A 15,785-nucleotide genomic window follows, 5' to 3' on the forward strand; every position below is an offset into this window, starting at 1 on the left:
GGCTTTTTCATGGTTCATTATCAGCGACAGCTTATCCATTCAGGCATCAGTGACGTTTACCGGGGTCGAGGATTCTGACCGGCTGAACCTCGCCGACTGCCGGTGCCTCGCGCGGCGCATTGACCCGTGTGGCGATCTCGGCCAGCGTTGGCGGTTCCTCTATGGCCTGCTGTTCGAAGAAGTCACAGGATACGCAGTCACGGTAACGCGTGTCGTGCTGCTCCCAGGTGCGCAGGCGGTCCATTTCTCCGCAGCGCGGGCAGACGGCGCCAGCGATGAAGCGCTTGATGGCAGACATGGAGCCTCCTATTTAGTCAGGTCAGTGTCAGTCGGGCCAGTATCAGTCAGCTCTGGATCAACCTCAGGCAGGTACGAGGCTGGCGGGCAGATCATACGGATGGTCAGGATCGGACAGGGTATTCAATGCCCCATATGATACGCCCCCGACCGATAAAGGTCAGGGGCGTGTAGACGTACTGGCGGGTGCATGGCTCTTGATCAGGCCGCTTGCGCACCGATACCAGAGTGACGCAGCAGAGCATCGACCTGCGGATCACGGCCACGGAAGGCACGGAACAGCTCGGCGGCATCACGTGAGCCACCGCGTGCCAGGACTTCTTCCCGGAAGCGCAGGCCTGTTGCCGTATCGAAGACGGCGCTTTCCTCAAAGGCGCTGAAGACATCGGCTGACAGGACTTCTGCCCATTTGTAGCTGTAGTAGCCCGCCGCGTAGCCGCCAGCAAAGATATGGCTGAAGCCATTCTGGAAGCGGTTGAAATCGACGTGCGGCACTACGGCAACCTTGCCGCGAACTTCGTCGAGTAGTGCCTGAACTTCTGTCGCGGACGGCTTGTCGAGTTCGTGGTGCAGGCGGAAGTCGAACAGCGAGAACTCCAGCTGGCGAACCATGGTCATCGCGGCCTGGAAGTTACGTGCAGCCTGCAGGCGTTCGAGCAGGTCATCCGGCAGGCGGTCGCCGGTATCGACGTGACGCGCGATCAGGTCAAGGCCTTCACGTTCGTAGCAGAAGTTTTCCATGAACTGGCTAGGCAGCTCGACGGCGTCCCACGCCACGCCATTGATGCCGGAGACTTCGGCGACTTCCTGACGGGTCAGCATGTGGTGCAGACCGTGGCCGAATTCGTGGAACAGCGTGACTACTTCATCGTGCGTCAGCAGTGCCGGACGCTCGCCCACCGGACGGGTGAAGTTGCAGGTCAGGTAGGCGACCGGTAACTGCAGGCTGCCATCTTCACGGCGGCGACGTACGCGGCACTCGTCCATCCACGCACCGCCACGCTTGCCTTCGCGTGAATAGAGATCGAGATAGAAACCGGCGATCGGCGCGCCATCTTCCAGCACTTCGTAGTAGCTCACGTCTGCGTGCCATACCGATACGTCGCGCTGCTTGAATGTAATGCCGTAGAGGCGATTGACCACTTCAAACAGGCCATCGATGCTTGCGGCGCCGGGAAGTAAGGGCGTAGCTGTTCTTGGTTGATTGCGTAGCGTGATTCGCGCAGTTTCTCGCTGGCAAAACCGACATCCCACGGCTGCAGGTCATCAATACCGAGACTCTCGGTGGCGTAGGCGGCCAGCTCGTTGAATTCTTCACGCGCTTGCGGCACCGCTCGGGTCGCCAGATCATCAAGGAAGGCGATGACCTGAGCCGGCGAGTCCGCCATCTTGGTCGCCAGCGACAGGGAAGCATAGTCGTCAAAGCCGATCAGTCCTGCCAGCTCCTGACGCAGTGCCAGAATCTCTTCGATCACCGGGCCGTTATCGTAATCACCCGACTGCGGTCCCTTGTCGGAGGCACGTGTCACGAAGGCGGTATAGACCTCTTCGCGCAGCTCGCGATTGTCGGCGTAGCTGAGCACGGGGAAGAAGCTCGGGAAGTCGAGAGTGATACGATAGCCTTCCAGCCCTTTCGCTTCAGCGTTGGCCTTGAGCGCCGCGAGGCCGCTTTCCGGCACGCCCGTCAGCGCCTCTTCCTCGACATCCTTGTGCCAGGCCTGGGTGGCATCCAGCACATGGTTGGAGAAGGTGTTGGACAGCTCCGACAGGCGCGCCTGGATCTCGCCATAACGCTGCTTCTTGTCGTCCGGCAGATCGACACCGGCGAGACGGAAGTCGCGCAGGCTGTTGGTGATCGCCTTCTGTTGCGCTTCATCGAGAGTCGAGAACTCGCTGCTGTCTGCCAGACGCTGATACGCCGCTGCCAGATCACTGTTCTGACCGACCCAGGTGGAGTAGGCCGACAGCTTGGCGAGACAGGCTTGATAGGCTTCACGCAGCTCAGGTGAATTCATGGTCGAATTGAGGTGCGAGACTGGCGACCACGCCTGACTGAGGCGATCACCTAGAGCTTCCAATGGCGCCGCGAAGTTGTCCCAGCGCGTATCGTCGCGCGTGGCGTCGATCAGACGCTCCATCTCCTGCTGGTTATGCTCCAGCAGCTCGCTGATCGCGGACTCGACGTGCTCGGCCTTCAGGCTATCAAAGGGCGGCAGAGTGTTGTGTTCCAGCAGGGGATTGATCGACATGCGATACCTCACGCTATTCAGATGAGCGGCAGCGGGGAGAGATAAAAAGTGCCATGCACTGATGTGCATTTGAAAACATGACCACCGTTGCCGCGGGGATACCCTGAATGTGAGGCCTATGCGCGCGTTATTCAATCTATCGACGTGATAGGGGCGCCTGAGAGGGTGACTGGCATGAGCGTTGGCATGAGCATCGCTCAGACGTACGCGTCGCATTGGCCCTGACCCGCGCGGCTGCTATCTTGCAGCCCTTGATCATTGTTACTGGATCACACCTCTTCATCACCGTCCCTTGACCACGAGAGCAGACATGAGCGAAACCACCGAACGCTGGGGCAGCCGCCGGGCCTTCATTCTGGCAGTGACCGGCGCCGCCGTCGGGTTGGGCAACATCTGGCGTTTCCCTTACATGACCGGCGAGAACGGCGGCTCGGCGTTTTTGTTGCTCTACATTGGCTTCGTCGTATTGCTGGGGCTGCCGGTGATGATGGCTGAAATCATGATCGGGCGTGCCGGACGCCGTGGGCCGATGCAGGCGCTGGCCTATCTGGCCACTGCGGGCGGCAGCTCACCTCATTGGCGTTGGTTGGGGCTATTCGGCGCGCTCACCATGTTTTTCATCCTGTCGTTCTATTCGGTGGTGTCGGGCTGGTCGATCGAATATCTGGTGGATTCGCTCAAGGGCGATTTCAGTGGCATGACGCCGCCGCAGGTCGGCGCGGCGTTCAATGGCTTCCTTGATGATCCGATTTCGATGACCTTCAACCACACCCTGTTCATGTTGATGACCATGAGCGTGGTTGCGGCGGGTATCTCCTCCGGGCTTGAACGCCTCAACAACCTGATGATGCCGATGCTCTACGTGCTGTTGCTGGCGTTGGCAGGTTACAGCGTCAGCACGCCCGGCTTTGGCCCTGCGCTCAGCTGGCTGTTCATGCCCAATCCGGAGGCGATTACGCTGGATGTGGTGCTCAATGCGATGGGGCATGCCTTCTTCACGCTGGCCGTCGGTGCCTGCGCACTGATGGCATATGGTGCTTATATGCCGGAGCGCCAGAGCCTACCGACAGCCGCTGTGGCGGTTGCAGCACTGGATATCGGCGTGGCACTGCTGGCGGGTATCGCCATCTTTGCCGCCGTTTTCAGTCAGGGTATGGACCCCGCGTCTGGCCCCGGCTTGATGTTCGTCAGTTTGCCGATCGCCTTTGCCAACCTGCCCGGTGGCGCACTGCTGTTGTCGTTATTCTTCCTGCTGCTGTTGCTGGCGACCTGGACCAGCTCAATCAATATCGCCGAGCCCATCGTCGAGGTGCTGGAAGGCTGGGGACTGACACGTCGTCGTGCGGCGCTGGTCGTGGGTATCTGTGTGTGGGCAGCGGGGCTGTTGTCCGTATTGTCATTCTCCAGCCTGAAGGACGTGCATGTGCTAGGTGAGATGAACTTCTTTGACCTGGTGACGACGATTCCGCCTGACTTCTTTCTGCCGGTCGGCGGGCTGTTGATCGCGATCTTCGCGGCTTGGGTGATGCCGCAGCATCTGGCACTGGCGGGGCTGGGGACGTCGCGGCGCTTCTTCCGCGTCTGGCGGGGAGTATTGCGCTGGGTCTCGATTCCGCTGGTGCTGGTCGTGCTGGCATGGAGCTTCCTCAAGTGATCGCTGAAGCACGGGATTGGCGCCAAGCGCTTTCTGGCAGTAGTCTGGGCGCCTAAATCAGGAGGTAAAGCATGAGCATTCGATCCTTCAAGGGCTTGACGCCGCGTCTTGGCGAACGGGTTTTCATCGACCCCACCAGTGTGGTGTTGGGCGATGTTGCGCTCGGCGATGACAGTTCGGTATGGCCGCTGGTCGTGATTCGTGGCGACATGCACCGTATCCGTATTGGCGCGCGTACCAGCGTGCAGGACGGCGCGGTGCTGCACATCACCCACGCCAGTGATTTCAATCCGGGCGGCTATCCGCTGGAAATCGGAGATGACGTGACGATTGGTCACAAGGCCGTGCTGCATGGCTGCACCATCCACGACCGTGTGCTGATCGGCATGGGCGCTATCGTGATGGATGGTGTGGTAGTGGAAGATGAAGTCATCATCGCAGCTGGCGCGCTGGTGCCGCCGGGCAAGCGTCTGGAGGGCGGGCATGTCTACGCCGGTAATCCCGCGCGGGCATTGCGTCCCATCAAGGAAAGTGAACGTGAGTTCTTCGCCTATTCGGCAGTGAACTACGTCAAGCTGAAGGATCAGCATCTGGCCGAAGGCTATCCCGAGTAGCTCACGGCACGAGGTTCTGGTGTTAGTCCGGAGACCTCGTCAGGCGGCTCGCCTGGCCTGTAAACGCACACTCCCCGTTGGCTCGCGCTGACGGGGAGTGTGCGTTTACAGGTATATATCTGGGCCATAAGAGACTAGAGCGCGAGGCGGGAGGAGTCATCTCAACGTTGATTATCCTACAAGCCATTGTTTTTCATGAAATGACTGCGTCATAATCTGGACATATATCCAGTGCCTGCACGTGGTGGCTGGTCCAGTGACCTTGGCGAGGGCTCGCGACCCGTATCTCATGGCCAATTTTCGTACCCATATTACCGTTGCTGCCTTTGCGGGCGGCATCGTGGCGGCTGCTGGTTGGCAGGGCGGCCTCTGGTCGCTGGTCGATAGCATTCCGCTGGCCGGTCTGACGACCTTCGGCGGCATTCTGCCGGATATTGATTCCGACAACTCGCGTGCCATTCGCATCTTGTTTACTCTGTTTGCGGTGCTGGCCACCATGGCCTGTGTGCTATTGCTGCAAGACCGTCTGCTGGCTGGCCCCTTGCTGATGGCGGGCGGCGGTACCTACATGGGCGTGCGTTATGTCGCCAGCGCGATCTTCAAGCGCTTTACCGTTCATCGCGGTATCTGGCACTCGCTGTTGGCGTCGCTGCTGTGTGCACTGGGCGTGACGGCGGCGAGTTTGCATCTGCTCGGTCAGAGTGAAGAGCAGGCATGGTGGCAGGGCGCGGCGCTATTGTTCGGTGCAATGATTCACCTGCTGCTCGACGAGATGTATAGCGTCGACATGGTGGGGGCGCGTCTCAAGAAGAGCTTCGGCACCGCCTTCAAGCTGTTCGATTATCGCCAGCCAGGCAACTCGTTGGCGATGGTGATAGTGATCGGTGCGATGAGTCCGTGGCTGCCACCATTGCAGGTGCTGGTGGATATCCTGCACCTGCAAGTGCCGCTATCTATCTTTGGTGCTGGTTTGTCTCGTCTGATGGCCGGTATCTAAGGGCTGTCGTTTTCCAGCTTGGCGGCATGTGATATTGCGGCATGTGATATCGGTGGAGCCTAGCGACGATAAGGTTCGGCACTCAAGCCATGTTTCTTGAGCTTGTCGTAGAGTGTCTTGCGCGGCAGGCCCAACTGTTCGCAGGCCATCACTACCTGACCCTGACAGGCCGCCAGTGCCTCACAAATCAGCGCTGCCTCAAAGGCTTCCATGCGTACTGGCAGGGGCTGGCCTTGAGTCGCAGCCGTCATGCTGCCTTCCAATGAGGCGGGCACCTCCTCGGTGGCTCGGTCTAGCGAGCGGCCCAAGGGGCGTCCCTCCGCCATGCTGTCACCGATATTGCCCTCCAGTCCGCCGAGCAGCACATGACGTTCGGCGCAGTTGCGCAATTCGCGCACATTACCTGGCCAGTCGTGAGCCAACAGTGCCTGGAGTGTCGTGGCGTCCAAGGGTGGGACTTCCAGGCTGGTGCGCTCACTGGCGAGAATCGCGAAGTGGCGAAACAGTTGCAGGATGTCTTCTGCGTGTTCACGCAAGGGCGGTAGATAGAGCGTGACGACATTGAGTCGATAGTAGAGGTCTTCGCGGAATTCACCGGCGCTGGCGGCCTCACGCAAATCACGCTTGGTCGCGGCGATTACGCGAATGTCGATCGGGTGCGGTGTATTGCTGCCCAGTCGCTCGATACTGCGCTCCTGCAGGACACGCAGCAGCTTGATCTGCAGTGACAACGGCATCGATTCAATCTCGTCGAGAAACAGGGTGCCACCGTCGGCGTGTTCCAGCTTGCCGATGCGACGTGCGCTGGCACCGGTAAATGCGCCTTTCTCATGGCCGAACAGCTCCGACTCGATCAATGTCTCTGGCATGCCGCCGCAGTTGAGCGCCACGAAGGGCCTGCTGGCGCGGGCACTGCGTTCGTGCAGGCAGCGGGCGACGCGGTCCTTGCCGGCACCGGTTTCGCCAAACAGCAGCGTATCGGCATCCACGCGTGCTAGTCGTGACACCTGAGCATCCAAGCGCTGAATCACTTCACTGCTGCCCACCAGCCGTGGTCCAGCGCTATTACGCTGAGTCTCCAACTGTTCGCGTAGCGAGCGATTCTCCAGCGCCAGTCTGCGGGCAGCGACTGCACGGCGTACTCCATCCAGCAGGCGCTCTCGATCGAAAGGCTTTTCGATGAAGTCCCAGGCGCCGGCCTGCATCGCGGCAACCGCGGTATCGATGTCGCCGTGGCCGGTCATCACGATCACCGGTAGCTCGTCATCCAGCTCACGCGCAGCACGCAACAGACTCAGGCCGTCCATGCCCGGCATGCGGATATCGGTAATTACCACGCCGTAAAAGGGCGTGTCGCGGCGGAGCAACTCGAGAGCCTGCTCGGCGCTCGCCAGTGGCAGGGTGGTGTAGTCGGCCAGCATCAGACTCTGGCTCAGGCTGTCACGTAGAGACGGTTCGTCATCAATCACCAGCACCTGCATGACGGCGGATGAGGCCATGGCGTCGTTGGTGTGCGCGGGTGATGGGCTCATGTCGACTCCTGTGGTGTTGGGGGGAGAGTAGGCGATAGCGGTGCTGCCATGGCGGGAAGGGCAGCCGGCAGTGTCAGCCGGAAGAGTGCGCCGCCCAGCGGTGAAGGATGTGCCTCCAGCATGCCCCCGAGGTCATTGACGATACGAGCACTGATCGACAAGCCCAGCCCCAGTCCTTGGCCGTCGGCGCGTTGGGTGTAGAAAGGCTCGAAGACACGCGCGAGTTGCGCCGGTGCGAGCCCGGGACCGTTGTCATGTACTTCCAGTACGATCTGAGGGGAGGCGTTGGGCACCATCTGCTGCTCGCTCAGCGTGATGGTGATGCGAGGCTGGCGGAAGGTGGCTGGCATGCCGGCCAGCGCATCCAACGCATTACCGACCAGATTGACCAATACCTGCTCCAGTCTGACGGGCTCAGCACGCACACTCGCGAGTGGCGGTGTCTGCTCATCCAGCGGTCGGCCATCCTGTTGCAGCTCGACCACCACACCCAGCATGTCGCTGCGCGCGTGAAGCAAGCGCAAGGCGTAGTTGAGACTGGTGGCGAGATCGACGGCTTCGAGGCGGTCTCCGCTCTTGCGTGAGAACTGACGCAGCTGAGCGCTGATCTCGCCCATGCGCTGGGTCAGCTCGGTAATCTGCGCCAGATTGGCATCGACCTGTTGATGCTGGCCACGGGCAAGGAAGGCAGTGGCATTCTCGGCATAGGCACGGATAGCGGCCAGTGGCTGATTGAGTTCATGATTGATGCCTGCTGCCAGCTCACCCAGTACTGCCAGTTTGGCGGTTTGAATCAGCTCATCACGGGTGGTGCGCAGTTCACTCTCGGCACGCGTACGCTCCTCCACCTCACCACTCAGGCGCGCATTGCTGGCGGCGAGGTCACGGGTGCGCTCGACTACGCGTTGCTCAAAGGCATCGCGCGCCTGGGCGAGGGCCTCGGCCTGCGCCCGCCGTTCGCTGACATCGAAGACCGTGACCAGCCAGCGTGCACCATTGGGGCTTTGCAGTGGTGAGCAGGATAGCTCCAGCGGGATTGCCATCCCGCCACGTAGGCCATGTAGCTCTAATGGCCCGATGGCGTGTGGTCGGGTCAGGGAGTCGAGTTGCTGGCGCTCGGCGGGCAGAAATAATTCGCGCAGATCACGCCCTTCACGTGCACTGGGAGGATGCGCGCTGCTCAGGCTGCGCCGAATAGCTCAACCGCCGTGGGATTGAGATACACCAGACGCGTGTGCTCATCGAGAATGCACAGTCCCGCGCGAGTGCGGTCGATGATGCCACGTACGCGTTGTTGGCTTGCGGCGAGACTCAGACGTTCACGCTTCGCAAACAGTTGTCGCTCGCGAAGGATACGTAAACGCTGCCAGCCCAGCCCGGCTAAAAGGCACAGTAAGGCGTAGACCCCCGCCGCTAGTCCTGCGGCTTGCCAGATACCCCCGCGTAACGGGGCGAGAGGCTTGAGCACATGCAGGCGCCAGCCGATATCCGGCAACGGGCGCGACAGACTCAGCCAGGCATGCCGCCAGAGATCGCCCGGGGTTAGCTGCAGCAGCTCGGCGGGGATGTCATAAGCGCTGTCATGAGAACTGTCACCGGCGCTATTACGAACCTCAGTGATAGCACCGCCGTCATCATTAGCCTCACTCGGAGACTCGACATTCAAGCGCTCGAGTGTCTGTGGCAGAGCTTCACGATGATAGAGGCGCAAGGGGAGCAGGCGTTGATTGGCGTAGCGCTGGGTGTCGAGCAGGCGATTGCGCGTTGCTTCGCTAAGAGGGTCCAACGTATGCAGCACCATGGACGGTTGGCTGGCGATGAAGATGACGCCATGTGGGTCAGTGACCATGATGTCGGCATTCTGGTCCAGCCAGCTGGCTTCCAGGTCGGCGATTTGTACCTTGACCACCACGACTCCGCGACGGCCAGAAGGACTGATGACCGATGCACTGAAGAAGTAACCACGCTCACCCGAGCTGGTGCCGAGTCCATAGAAGCGGCCTTCGCCACCGCCGATGGCGTCTTTCCAGTAAGGACGGAAACGATAATTCTGACCGATGAAGGTGGAAGGCGAGCGCCAGTTGCTGGCGGCAATTGTGGTACCGCGATCGTCCACCAGATAGAGGTCCGATACGCCAGCGAGCGCCCGCATGCGGTCCAGACGCTGATTGAGTGCCACTTCGGCGCTGGGGTCACCCGGATGATCGAGAAAGGCACGTAATTGATCATTCTCGGCGACCAATCGTGGTAGATAGGCGTGACGGCTCAGCTGGCCGCGCAGACTGGCGGCCGTCAAGCGTAGCTCGTTATCTGCCTCGTGAGTCAGGCGCTCAATCCCCTGGTTACGCGCCACCTCCACCGCCTGCCACACACATAGCATCAGCCCCAGTGGCAGGACTATCGCGAGAGCAAGACGCCAAATGTGCGGCAGACGGGTGGCCTTCATGAGCGATCCGGCATGGCCTGGGCACGACGCAAGGCACGTTGGGCGCGGGTTTCAGCACGCTCCAGTTCCAGCAGGGAATCCTCAACGAAAACCAGATGTTCGTGCGCGGCGTTGCGTGCGTCTTCGGCGCGCCCTTCCATGATGGCCTCGAACAGCGCGCGATGCTGCTGAATCAAGCGTGGACGAGATTCCGGCTTCTCGAACAGATGGCGCAAATTGGCCACGATGCTCTTTTCCAGCAACTGGAACAGGCTGCGCATCGAGTGCAGTAGCACCACGTTGTGGGCAGCCTCGGCGATGGCGAGGTGGAATCCGGCATCAGCCTGGCCTCAAGCTCCGGGTTTCGTCCCTCGAAACTGCGCTCCAATGCCTCGAAGCGCTGACGCAGCATCTCCTTGTCGGCAGGGGTGGAGCGCAGCGCTGCGTAATAGGCGCTGATGCCTTCCAGTGCGTCGCGAAACTCCAGCAAGTCGAGATTGAACTCGTTATGGCGGCCGAGTAATTCGCTGAGTGGGTCGGACCAAGCGCGTGATAGGGCTTCGGAGACGTAAGTGCCTCCGCCTTGGCGCGAGGTTAACAGGCCTCGGGCCGCCAACTTCTGGATCGCTTCTCGCACCGAGGGGCGCGATACAGCGAACTGCTCGGCGAGCGTGCGCTCGGGAGGCAGTCGCTCACCGGGCTTCAGGCTGCCTTCGATAATCATGCTCTCGAGGCGTTCGGTCAGCACGTCGGCAATACGAGGCTGGCGAACGGGGGCATAACGCATGGGATTGTCCTTGCTGCGATGTTGATGCGCGCTTTTTGATCAAGCAGTGCGTGTGGCGATGACGCCTATAGGCACTATCTCGACGAGTGTGGCGTTTGGATGGCAGGCCACACAGCCAGACATTGGTCTTACCAATATGGCTGACAACCACGCCCTGCATGAAGGAATGCACTATCAAATAATTGGTATTACCAATTATCGCCCACCAATAGGCTTTGACCAATGTCTATTGCGCATATTCTTCAAGGGGTTTGACCTGTCTTGGAGTGAGGCCTAGATTATGCCGACGCGCAGCAAGGTAAATTGGTAAGATCAATTATCTGATGCGAGATGCCTCTCGCCCATTGGGTACGCCAAGCCCACGGTTCTCGTCATCACTGCGCCAAGACAACAATCAAAACAATATGCCTGTGGAGTCCCCGTCATGTCCGAGCCCCTCCTGGCCTTGCTGGCCTTTACCCCTATTCTGCTGGCGGGCGTACTGCTCGTCGGCCTGCATTGGCCTGCGCGCCGCGCCATGCCGTTGGTCTTCCTGGTCACGGCGGCCATCGGCTACTTTGCATGGCACATGTCGCTGATGCGTATTCTGGCGTCCACGCTGCAAGGCTTGCTGGTGACGGTCTCGGTGCTATGGATCATCTTCGGCGCCATTTTCCTGCTCAACACGCTCAAGCATTCCGGGGCGATCGCGGTGATTCGCAGTGCTTTCACCACCATCAGCCCGGACCGCCGCGTGCAGGCGATCATCATTGCCTGGCTGTTCGGTAGTTTCATCGAGGGTGCGTCAGGCTTTGGTACACCGGCCGCGATTGCCGCCCCGTTGCTGGTCGCCATCGGATTCCCTGCACTGGGAGCAGTCATGGTGGGGATGATGATTCAGTCGACGCCGGTCTCGTTTGGCGCGGTCGGTACACCTATCGTGATCGGCGTGAATGCCGGCCTGGACAAGGCTGGCCTTGGTGAGCAACTGCTGGCGAACCATTCCAGCTGGGATGTCTTCCTGCAGTTGATCACCTCTGAGGTGGCAATCGTGCACGGCATCGTCGGCCTGCTGATGCCACTCTTCATGACGGTCATGATGACGCGCTTCTTCGGAGCGAAGAAAAGCTGGACCGAGGGGCTCTCGATTGCTCCCTTTGCCCTGTTCGCGGGTCTTTGCTTCACGCTTCCGTATGTCGCGGCCGGTGTATTTCTCGGTCCGGAATTCCCATCGCTGATCGGGGCATTGGTTGGATTGATTATCGTGGTACCTGCTGCCCGTGCAGGCTTCCTGTTGCCGAAGGACAGCTGGGACTTTCCGCCACAAGCCGAATGGCCGACGCACTGGCTGGGAGATCTCAAGCTGGAGCGTGATGATGTCGAGGTGGCCGCTGCTGGTACGCGTCGCTTGCCGCTGTGGTTGGCATGGCTACCGTATGGTCTGATCGCATTGCTGCTGGTGGCATCGCGGGTATCGGCAGACTTCAAGGCGCTGCTGGTCAGTGTGCAGTTCAGTGTGACGGATTTTCTGGGAGCGAGCGGGATTTCCGGCTCGGTGCAGCCGCTGTATCTGCCGGGCGGCATCATGGTGTTTGTGGCACTGATCACGCTGGTACTGCATCGCATGCAGGGGCGTCAATTGGTGGCTGCAGCCAGTGAGTCGTGGCGCACGCTGCTCGGTGCCGGTTTCGTGTTGATCTTCACCATTCCGATGGTGCGTATCCTGATCAACTCCGGCGTCAATCTGAATGATCTGGCCTCGATGCCGGTGATGATGGCCAACGTCGTCTCTGATGGACTAGGGCAGATGTATCCGCTGTTCGCGTCAACCATTGGCGCGATGGGCGCTTTCATTGCGGGCTCCAACACCGTTTCCAACATGATGCTGTCGCAGTTCCAGTTCAACGTGGCAACGCAGCTTGGCTTGTCCGGTGCACTGATGGTGGCGCTGCAGGCGGTGGGGGCTGCGGCAGGTAACATGATTGCCATCCATAATGTCGTGGCGGCATCGGCGACTGTCGGCCTGCTTGGACGTGAAGGACGGACACTACGCATGACCGCCATTCCGACGGCCTACTATCTACTCGCTTCGGGTGTGCTGGGAATGCTGGCCTTCCACCTGATCGGAGTAAGTGATCCGTTGTCTCTCTAGGCATTGGGCCCGAGGCGCTGCGCTGACTGTTCAGGGAATGCAGCGCCTCGGGCCAGGCCTTCCGAATTCGTAACTGTATATAAGGAGAGGCTAGCCATGACTGCCGCTGCCCCGATCGATGTGTCTCTGATGGCCGAGCGGGCTGACGCCTATCGGGCACTGCGTGAGGCGCTATCGCTCCATATCCCTGATGAGCGCTTGATCCATGATGCACTGCGCACTTTGGCGTATGGCACGGATGCCAGCTTCTATCGGTTGATTCCGAAGCTGGTGGTGCGCGTTCACGATGAGCAGGAGTTGGGCCATGTGCTGCGCGAATGTCGTGTGCGCAAGCTGCCGGTCACGTTCCGTGCGGCAGGAACATCGCTGTCAGGGCAGGCGGTAACGGATTCAGTGTTGATTCAGCTGGGGGGAGAGTGGCGTGGTGTCGAGATTCTCGAGCAAGGCAATCGCATTCGGCTGCAGCCGGGAGTCATTGGTGCACGGGCCAATCAGTTGCTGGCACCTTTCGGACGCAAGATCGGGCCCGATCCCGCCTCCATCAATAGCTGCATGATCGGTGGCATCGCGGCCAACAATGCGTCGGGCATGTGCTGCGGCACAGCACATAACAGTTATCGTACCGTCGAAGACATGCGCGTCATTCTTGCGGATGGTAGTTGCCTGGATACGGCAGACCGCCATAGCGTGGCAGCCTTCCGTAAAAGTCACGCGACGTTGCTGGCGTCACTGGAAAAGATGGCGGATGAGATACGTCACGATACGCCGCTGGCAGAGCGCATTCGTCACAAGTATCGCCTCAAGAACACCACCGGCTATAGCTCAATGCGTTGGTTGACTATGTCGATGGCCTCGAGATTCTCAAGCACCTGATGATCGGATCGGAAGGGACGCTGGGCTTCATTGCGTCCATTACCTATCGCACGGTAGTCGAGGAGGCGCACAAGGCTGCCGCGCTCGTCTATTACCCGAATATCGATGCGGCCTGTCGTGCCACCATGCTGCTCAAGCAGGCACCGGTTGCAGCCGTGGAGTTGATGGACCGCGCTGCGCTGCGTTCGGTCGAGAACGAACCGGGCATGCCGGAGGTGCTGCGTCAGCTGCCGGAAGCCTCGGTCGCACTGTTGATTGATGTACGCGGTACGCAGCTACATGAGCTTGAGGCTCGCATGACGGAGGTAGGACGAGTACTTGCGGATATCGCTACCTGCGAGCCATGGGGCTTCACTCAGGACCCCGCGCGCTATGCGCTTTACTGGAAAATCCGCAAAGGCCTCTTCCCGGCCGTCGGTGCAGTGCGTGATGTCGGCACGACCGTGATCATCGAAGATGTCGCCTTCCCTATCGAACGATTGGCGGAGGGCGTCGGTGCGCTGACGGAGATCTTCCAGCGTCACGGATATCCCGAAGCGATCCTGTTCGGCCATGCACTGGAGGGCAATCTGCATTTCGTCTTCCCGCAGGGATTCGAGCGCGATGGCGAGGTGGAGCGCTATCAGGGATTGATGGACGAGGTGGCACAGCTGGTCGGGCAGGAATATGGCGGCTCGCTCAAGGCCGAGCATGGTACGGGACGCAACATGGCACCTTACGTCGAACTTGAGTGGGGCACGGATGCCTATGCGCTGATGTGGCGTATCAAGGCGGCTTTCGATCCGGACAACCTGCTCAATCCTGACGTGATTCTGAGTCGCAATGCGCGACTGCATCTGGAAAACCTCAAGCCACTGCCGGCGGCGGACCCACTGGTGGACCGTTGCATCGAATGTGGCTTCTGTGAATCAGTGTGCCCCTCGAAGAATCTCAGCCTGACGCCACGGCAACGTATCGTCATCCGTCGCGAGATTGCGCGACTGACAGCGCTCGAGGCTCCCGATGCCGAACAGCTTTCTCTGCTGACGGCGCTCAAGAAGGATTATGCCTATCAAGGTATGGAGACCTGCGCCGGTGATGGATTGTGTGCGACGCAGTGTCCGGTCGGCATCAACACAGGTGATCTGATTCGCGGTCTGCGTCACGACGAGAATGCCGGTGATGCGCATCCCGGCAAGGTAAAGGTCGCGCGCTGGACGGGTGAGCACTTCACGCGCGTCACTAGTGGCATGCGTGGCGTGCTCAGGCTGGCAGATGGACTGAATGGCATACTGGGAGCGCGTAACATGCAACGCCTGAGTGATATGGCGCGCAAGTGCTCGGGTGGTCAGGTACAGCAATGGACACCGAGCATGCCCGCCAACGCGCCGCGCCCCTATATAAAGCACTTGGCGCAGCCGCTTGGACGCAGTGATGCACCCAGTGGCCATGTCGTCTACTTCCCTTCCTGTGCCACGCGCGTGTTTGGCGCTGCTCGCGAGGATCGTGATGCACGCAGCGTAACCGAGATGGCACTGGCGCTGATGGATAAGGCGGGCTTCGAGGTAGTGGTGCCGCAGGGAGTGGATAGCCTGTGTTGTGGCATGGCATTTCAGTCCAAGGGTCAGTTTGAGGCAGGTGATGGCAAGGCTGCTGAGCTGGCTGCGGCGCTGGTCACTGCCAGTGACGGCGGTCGCCTGCCTATCTTCTGTGATACCAGTCCGTGCTTGGCTCAGGCTCAGGCCTATGCGCAGGAGCACCTCGAGGTTGTGCTCACATTGGTGGAGCCAGTGGAGTTGGTGCTCGACTATCTATTGCCGCATCTCACGATTGAGCCACTGGCTGACAGGGTGGCTGTCCATATCACCTGCTCCAGCGTGCGGATGGGGCTGGCGGACCGGTTTATAGAGCTCGCCCGTCGCTGTGCACAGGAGATAGTCGTGCCTGAAGAGATCACCTGCTGTGGCTTTGCCGGTGACAAGGGCTTCTCGACGCCAGAGTTGAACGCCTCTGCTCTCAAGGATTTAAGGAGTGAGGTCGCAGGCTGTGACTACGGTGTCTCGAATTCACGCACCTGCGAGATAGGGCTCAGCGAGCACTCGGGGCTGAGTTATCAATCCATTCTCGGCCTGGTAGATAGGGCGTCCAGACCCGCGGCGAGGCTCTGATTATCACTTTCTGACAGAAGTGTGACATTTCTTCCCAAAAGGCCTTGCGCTGAACCGGTCCGGTGCGTAAAGTACGCAT

At 60.1% G+C, this 15,785-nt stretch carries 10 protein-coding genes and 2 pseudogenes; 6 read left to right on the forward strand and 6 right to left on the reverse strand.

The annotated features are described in order from the left end of the window. Positions 1–46: 46 nt before the first annotated feature. Positions 47–298: a YheV family putative zinc ribbon protein gene (locus tag BF12_RS0117230; protein WP_024953350.1), complete on the reverse strand. Its 252-nt coding sequence runs from the start codon at positions 296–298 to the stop codon at positions 47–49. A gap of 200 nt (positions 299–498) precedes the next feature. Next, positions 499–2,546 (reverse strand): annotated as a pseudogene (gene prlC / locus BF12_RS20800) (oligopeptidase A). 310 nt (positions 2,547–2,856) lie between these two features. Here prlC and BF12_RS0117240 point away from each other — a divergent pair. The 3 genes from BF12_RS0117240 to BF12_RS0117250 all read left to right on the forward strand — a co-directional run bounded on the left by BF12_RS0117240 (position 2,857) and on the right by BF12_RS0117250 (position 5,811). Next, positions 2,857–4,200: a sodium-dependent transporter gene (locus BF12_RS0117240; RefSeq protein WP_024953351.1), complete on the forward strand. Its 1,344-nt coding sequence runs from the start codon at positions 2,857–2,859 to the stop codon at positions 4,198–4,200. A gap of 71 nt (positions 4,201–4,271) precedes the next feature. Next, positions 4,272–4,814: a gamma carbonic anhydrase family protein gene (locus BF12_RS0117245; RefSeq protein ID WP_024953352.1), complete on the forward strand. Its 543-nt coding sequence runs from the start codon at positions 4,272–4,274 to the stop codon at positions 4,812–4,814. Positions 4,815–5,103: 289 nt separating this feature from the next. Continuing rightward, complete coding sequence (locus BF12_RS0117250; RefSeq protein WP_024953353.1) at positions 5,104–5,811, forward strand: metal-dependent hydrolase; 708 nt, start codon at positions 5,104–5,106, stop codon at positions 5,809–5,811. A 59-nt stretch (positions 5,812–5,870) separates the two neighbouring features. On the opposite strand, the gene BF12_RS0117255 is transcribed toward BF12_RS0117250, so the two are convergent. From BF12_RS0117255 to BF12_RS20815, 4 genes and pseudogenes are all read right to left on the reverse strand, one after another. Then, the gene (locus tag BF12_RS0117255; protein ID WP_024953354.1) at positions 5,871–7,310 is read right to left on the reverse strand and encodes a sigma-54-dependent transcriptional regulator; all 1,440 of its coding nucleotides are present in this window, start codon (positions 7,308–7,310) and stop codon (positions 5,871–5,873) included. 29 nt (positions 7,311–7,339) lie between these two features. Then, a complete protein-coding gene (locus BF12_RS20805; RefSeq protein ID WP_051511137.1) occupies positions 7,340–8,386 on the reverse strand; it encodes a sensor histidine kinase in 1,047 nt (348 codons plus the stop codon). A 137-nt stretch (positions 8,387–8,523) separates the two neighbouring features. Further along, positions 8,524–9,789, reverse strand: coding sequence for a cache domain-containing protein (locus BF12_RS20810; RefSeq protein ID WP_051511139.1), 1,266 nt, complete (start codon positions 9,787–9,789; stop codon positions 8,524–8,526). Further along, positions 9,786–10,555: pseudogene (locus BF12_RS20815) on the reverse strand (FCD domain-containing protein). The gene BF12_RS20810 and the pseudogene BF12_RS20815 overlap by 4 nt, the downstream one beginning before the upstream one ends. Positions 10,556–10,979: 424 nt before the next feature. On the opposite strand from BF12_RS20815, the gene BF12_RS0117275 reads away from it, so the two are divergent. From BF12_RS0117275 to BF12_RS20820, 3 genes are all read left to right on the forward strand, one after another. Continuing rightward, the gene (locus BF12_RS0117275; RefSeq protein ID WP_024953356.1) at positions 10,980–12,686 is read left to right on the forward strand and encodes an L-lactate permease; all 1,707 of its coding nucleotides are present in this window, start codon (positions 10,980–10,982) and stop codon (positions 12,684–12,686) included. A gap of 96 nt (positions 12,687–12,782) precedes the next feature. After that, the gene (locus BF12_RS23500; protein WP_345917455.1) at positions 12,783–13,559 is read left to right on the forward strand and encodes an FAD-binding oxidoreductase; all 777 of its coding nucleotides are present in this window, start codon (positions 12,783–12,785) and stop codon (positions 13,557–13,559) included. Next, the gene (locus tag BF12_RS20820) at positions 13,517–15,706 is read left to right on the forward strand and encodes an FAD-binding and (Fe-S)-binding domain-containing protein (RefSeq protein WP_345917456.1); all 2,190 of its coding nucleotides are present in this window, start codon (positions 13,517–13,519) and stop codon (positions 15,704–15,706) included. Before BF12_RS23500 ends, BF12_RS20820 begins: the two co-directional genes overlap by 43 nt. Positions 15,707–15,785 lie beyond the last annotated feature (79 nt).

Origin of the sequence: Cobetia crustatorum, assembly GCF_000591415.1 — a bacterium.
In the GTDB taxonomy this organism is placed as follows: domain Bacteria; phylum Pseudomonadota; class Gammaproteobacteria; order Pseudomonadales; family Halomonadaceae; genus Cobetia; species Cobetia crustatorum.

Bases quoted from the DNA above. Each gene is read 5' to 3' on its own strand.
- BF12_RS0117230 (WP_024953350.1), bottom strand. From the start codon at position 298: ATGTCTGCCATCAAGCGCTTCATCGCTGGCGCCGTCTGCCCGCGCTGC.
- BF12_RS0117240 (WP_024953351.1), top strand. From the start codon at position 2,857: ATGAGCGAAACCACCGAACGCTGGGGCAGCCGCCGGGCCTTCATTCTG.
- BF12_RS0117245 (WP_024953352.1), top strand. From the start codon at position 4,272: ATGAGCATTCGATCCTTCAAGGGCTTGACGCCGCGTCTTGGCGAACGG.
- BF12_RS0117250 (WP_024953353.1), top strand. From the start codon at position 5,104: ATGGCCAATTTTCGTACCCATATTACCGTTGCTGCCTTTGCGGGCGGC.
- BF12_RS0117255 (WP_024953354.1), bottom strand. From the start codon at position 7,310: ATGGCCTCATCCGCCGTCATGCAGGTGCTGGTGATTGATGACGAACCG.
- BF12_RS20805 (WP_051511137.1), bottom strand. From the start codon at position 8,386: ATGGCAATCCCGCTGGAGCTATCCTGCTCACCACTGCAAAGCCCCAAT.
- BF12_RS20810 (WP_051511139.1), bottom strand. From the start codon at position 9,789: ATGAAGGCCACCCGTCTGCCGCACATTTGGCGTCTTGCTCTCGCGATA.
- BF12_RS0117275 (WP_024953356.1), top strand. From the start codon at position 10,980: ATGTCCGAGCCCCTCCTGGCCTTGCTGGCCTTTACCCCTATTCTGCTG.
- BF12_RS23500 (WP_345917455.1), top strand. From the start codon at position 12,783: ATGACTGCCGCTGCCCCGATCGATGTGTCTCTGATGGCCGAGCGGGCT.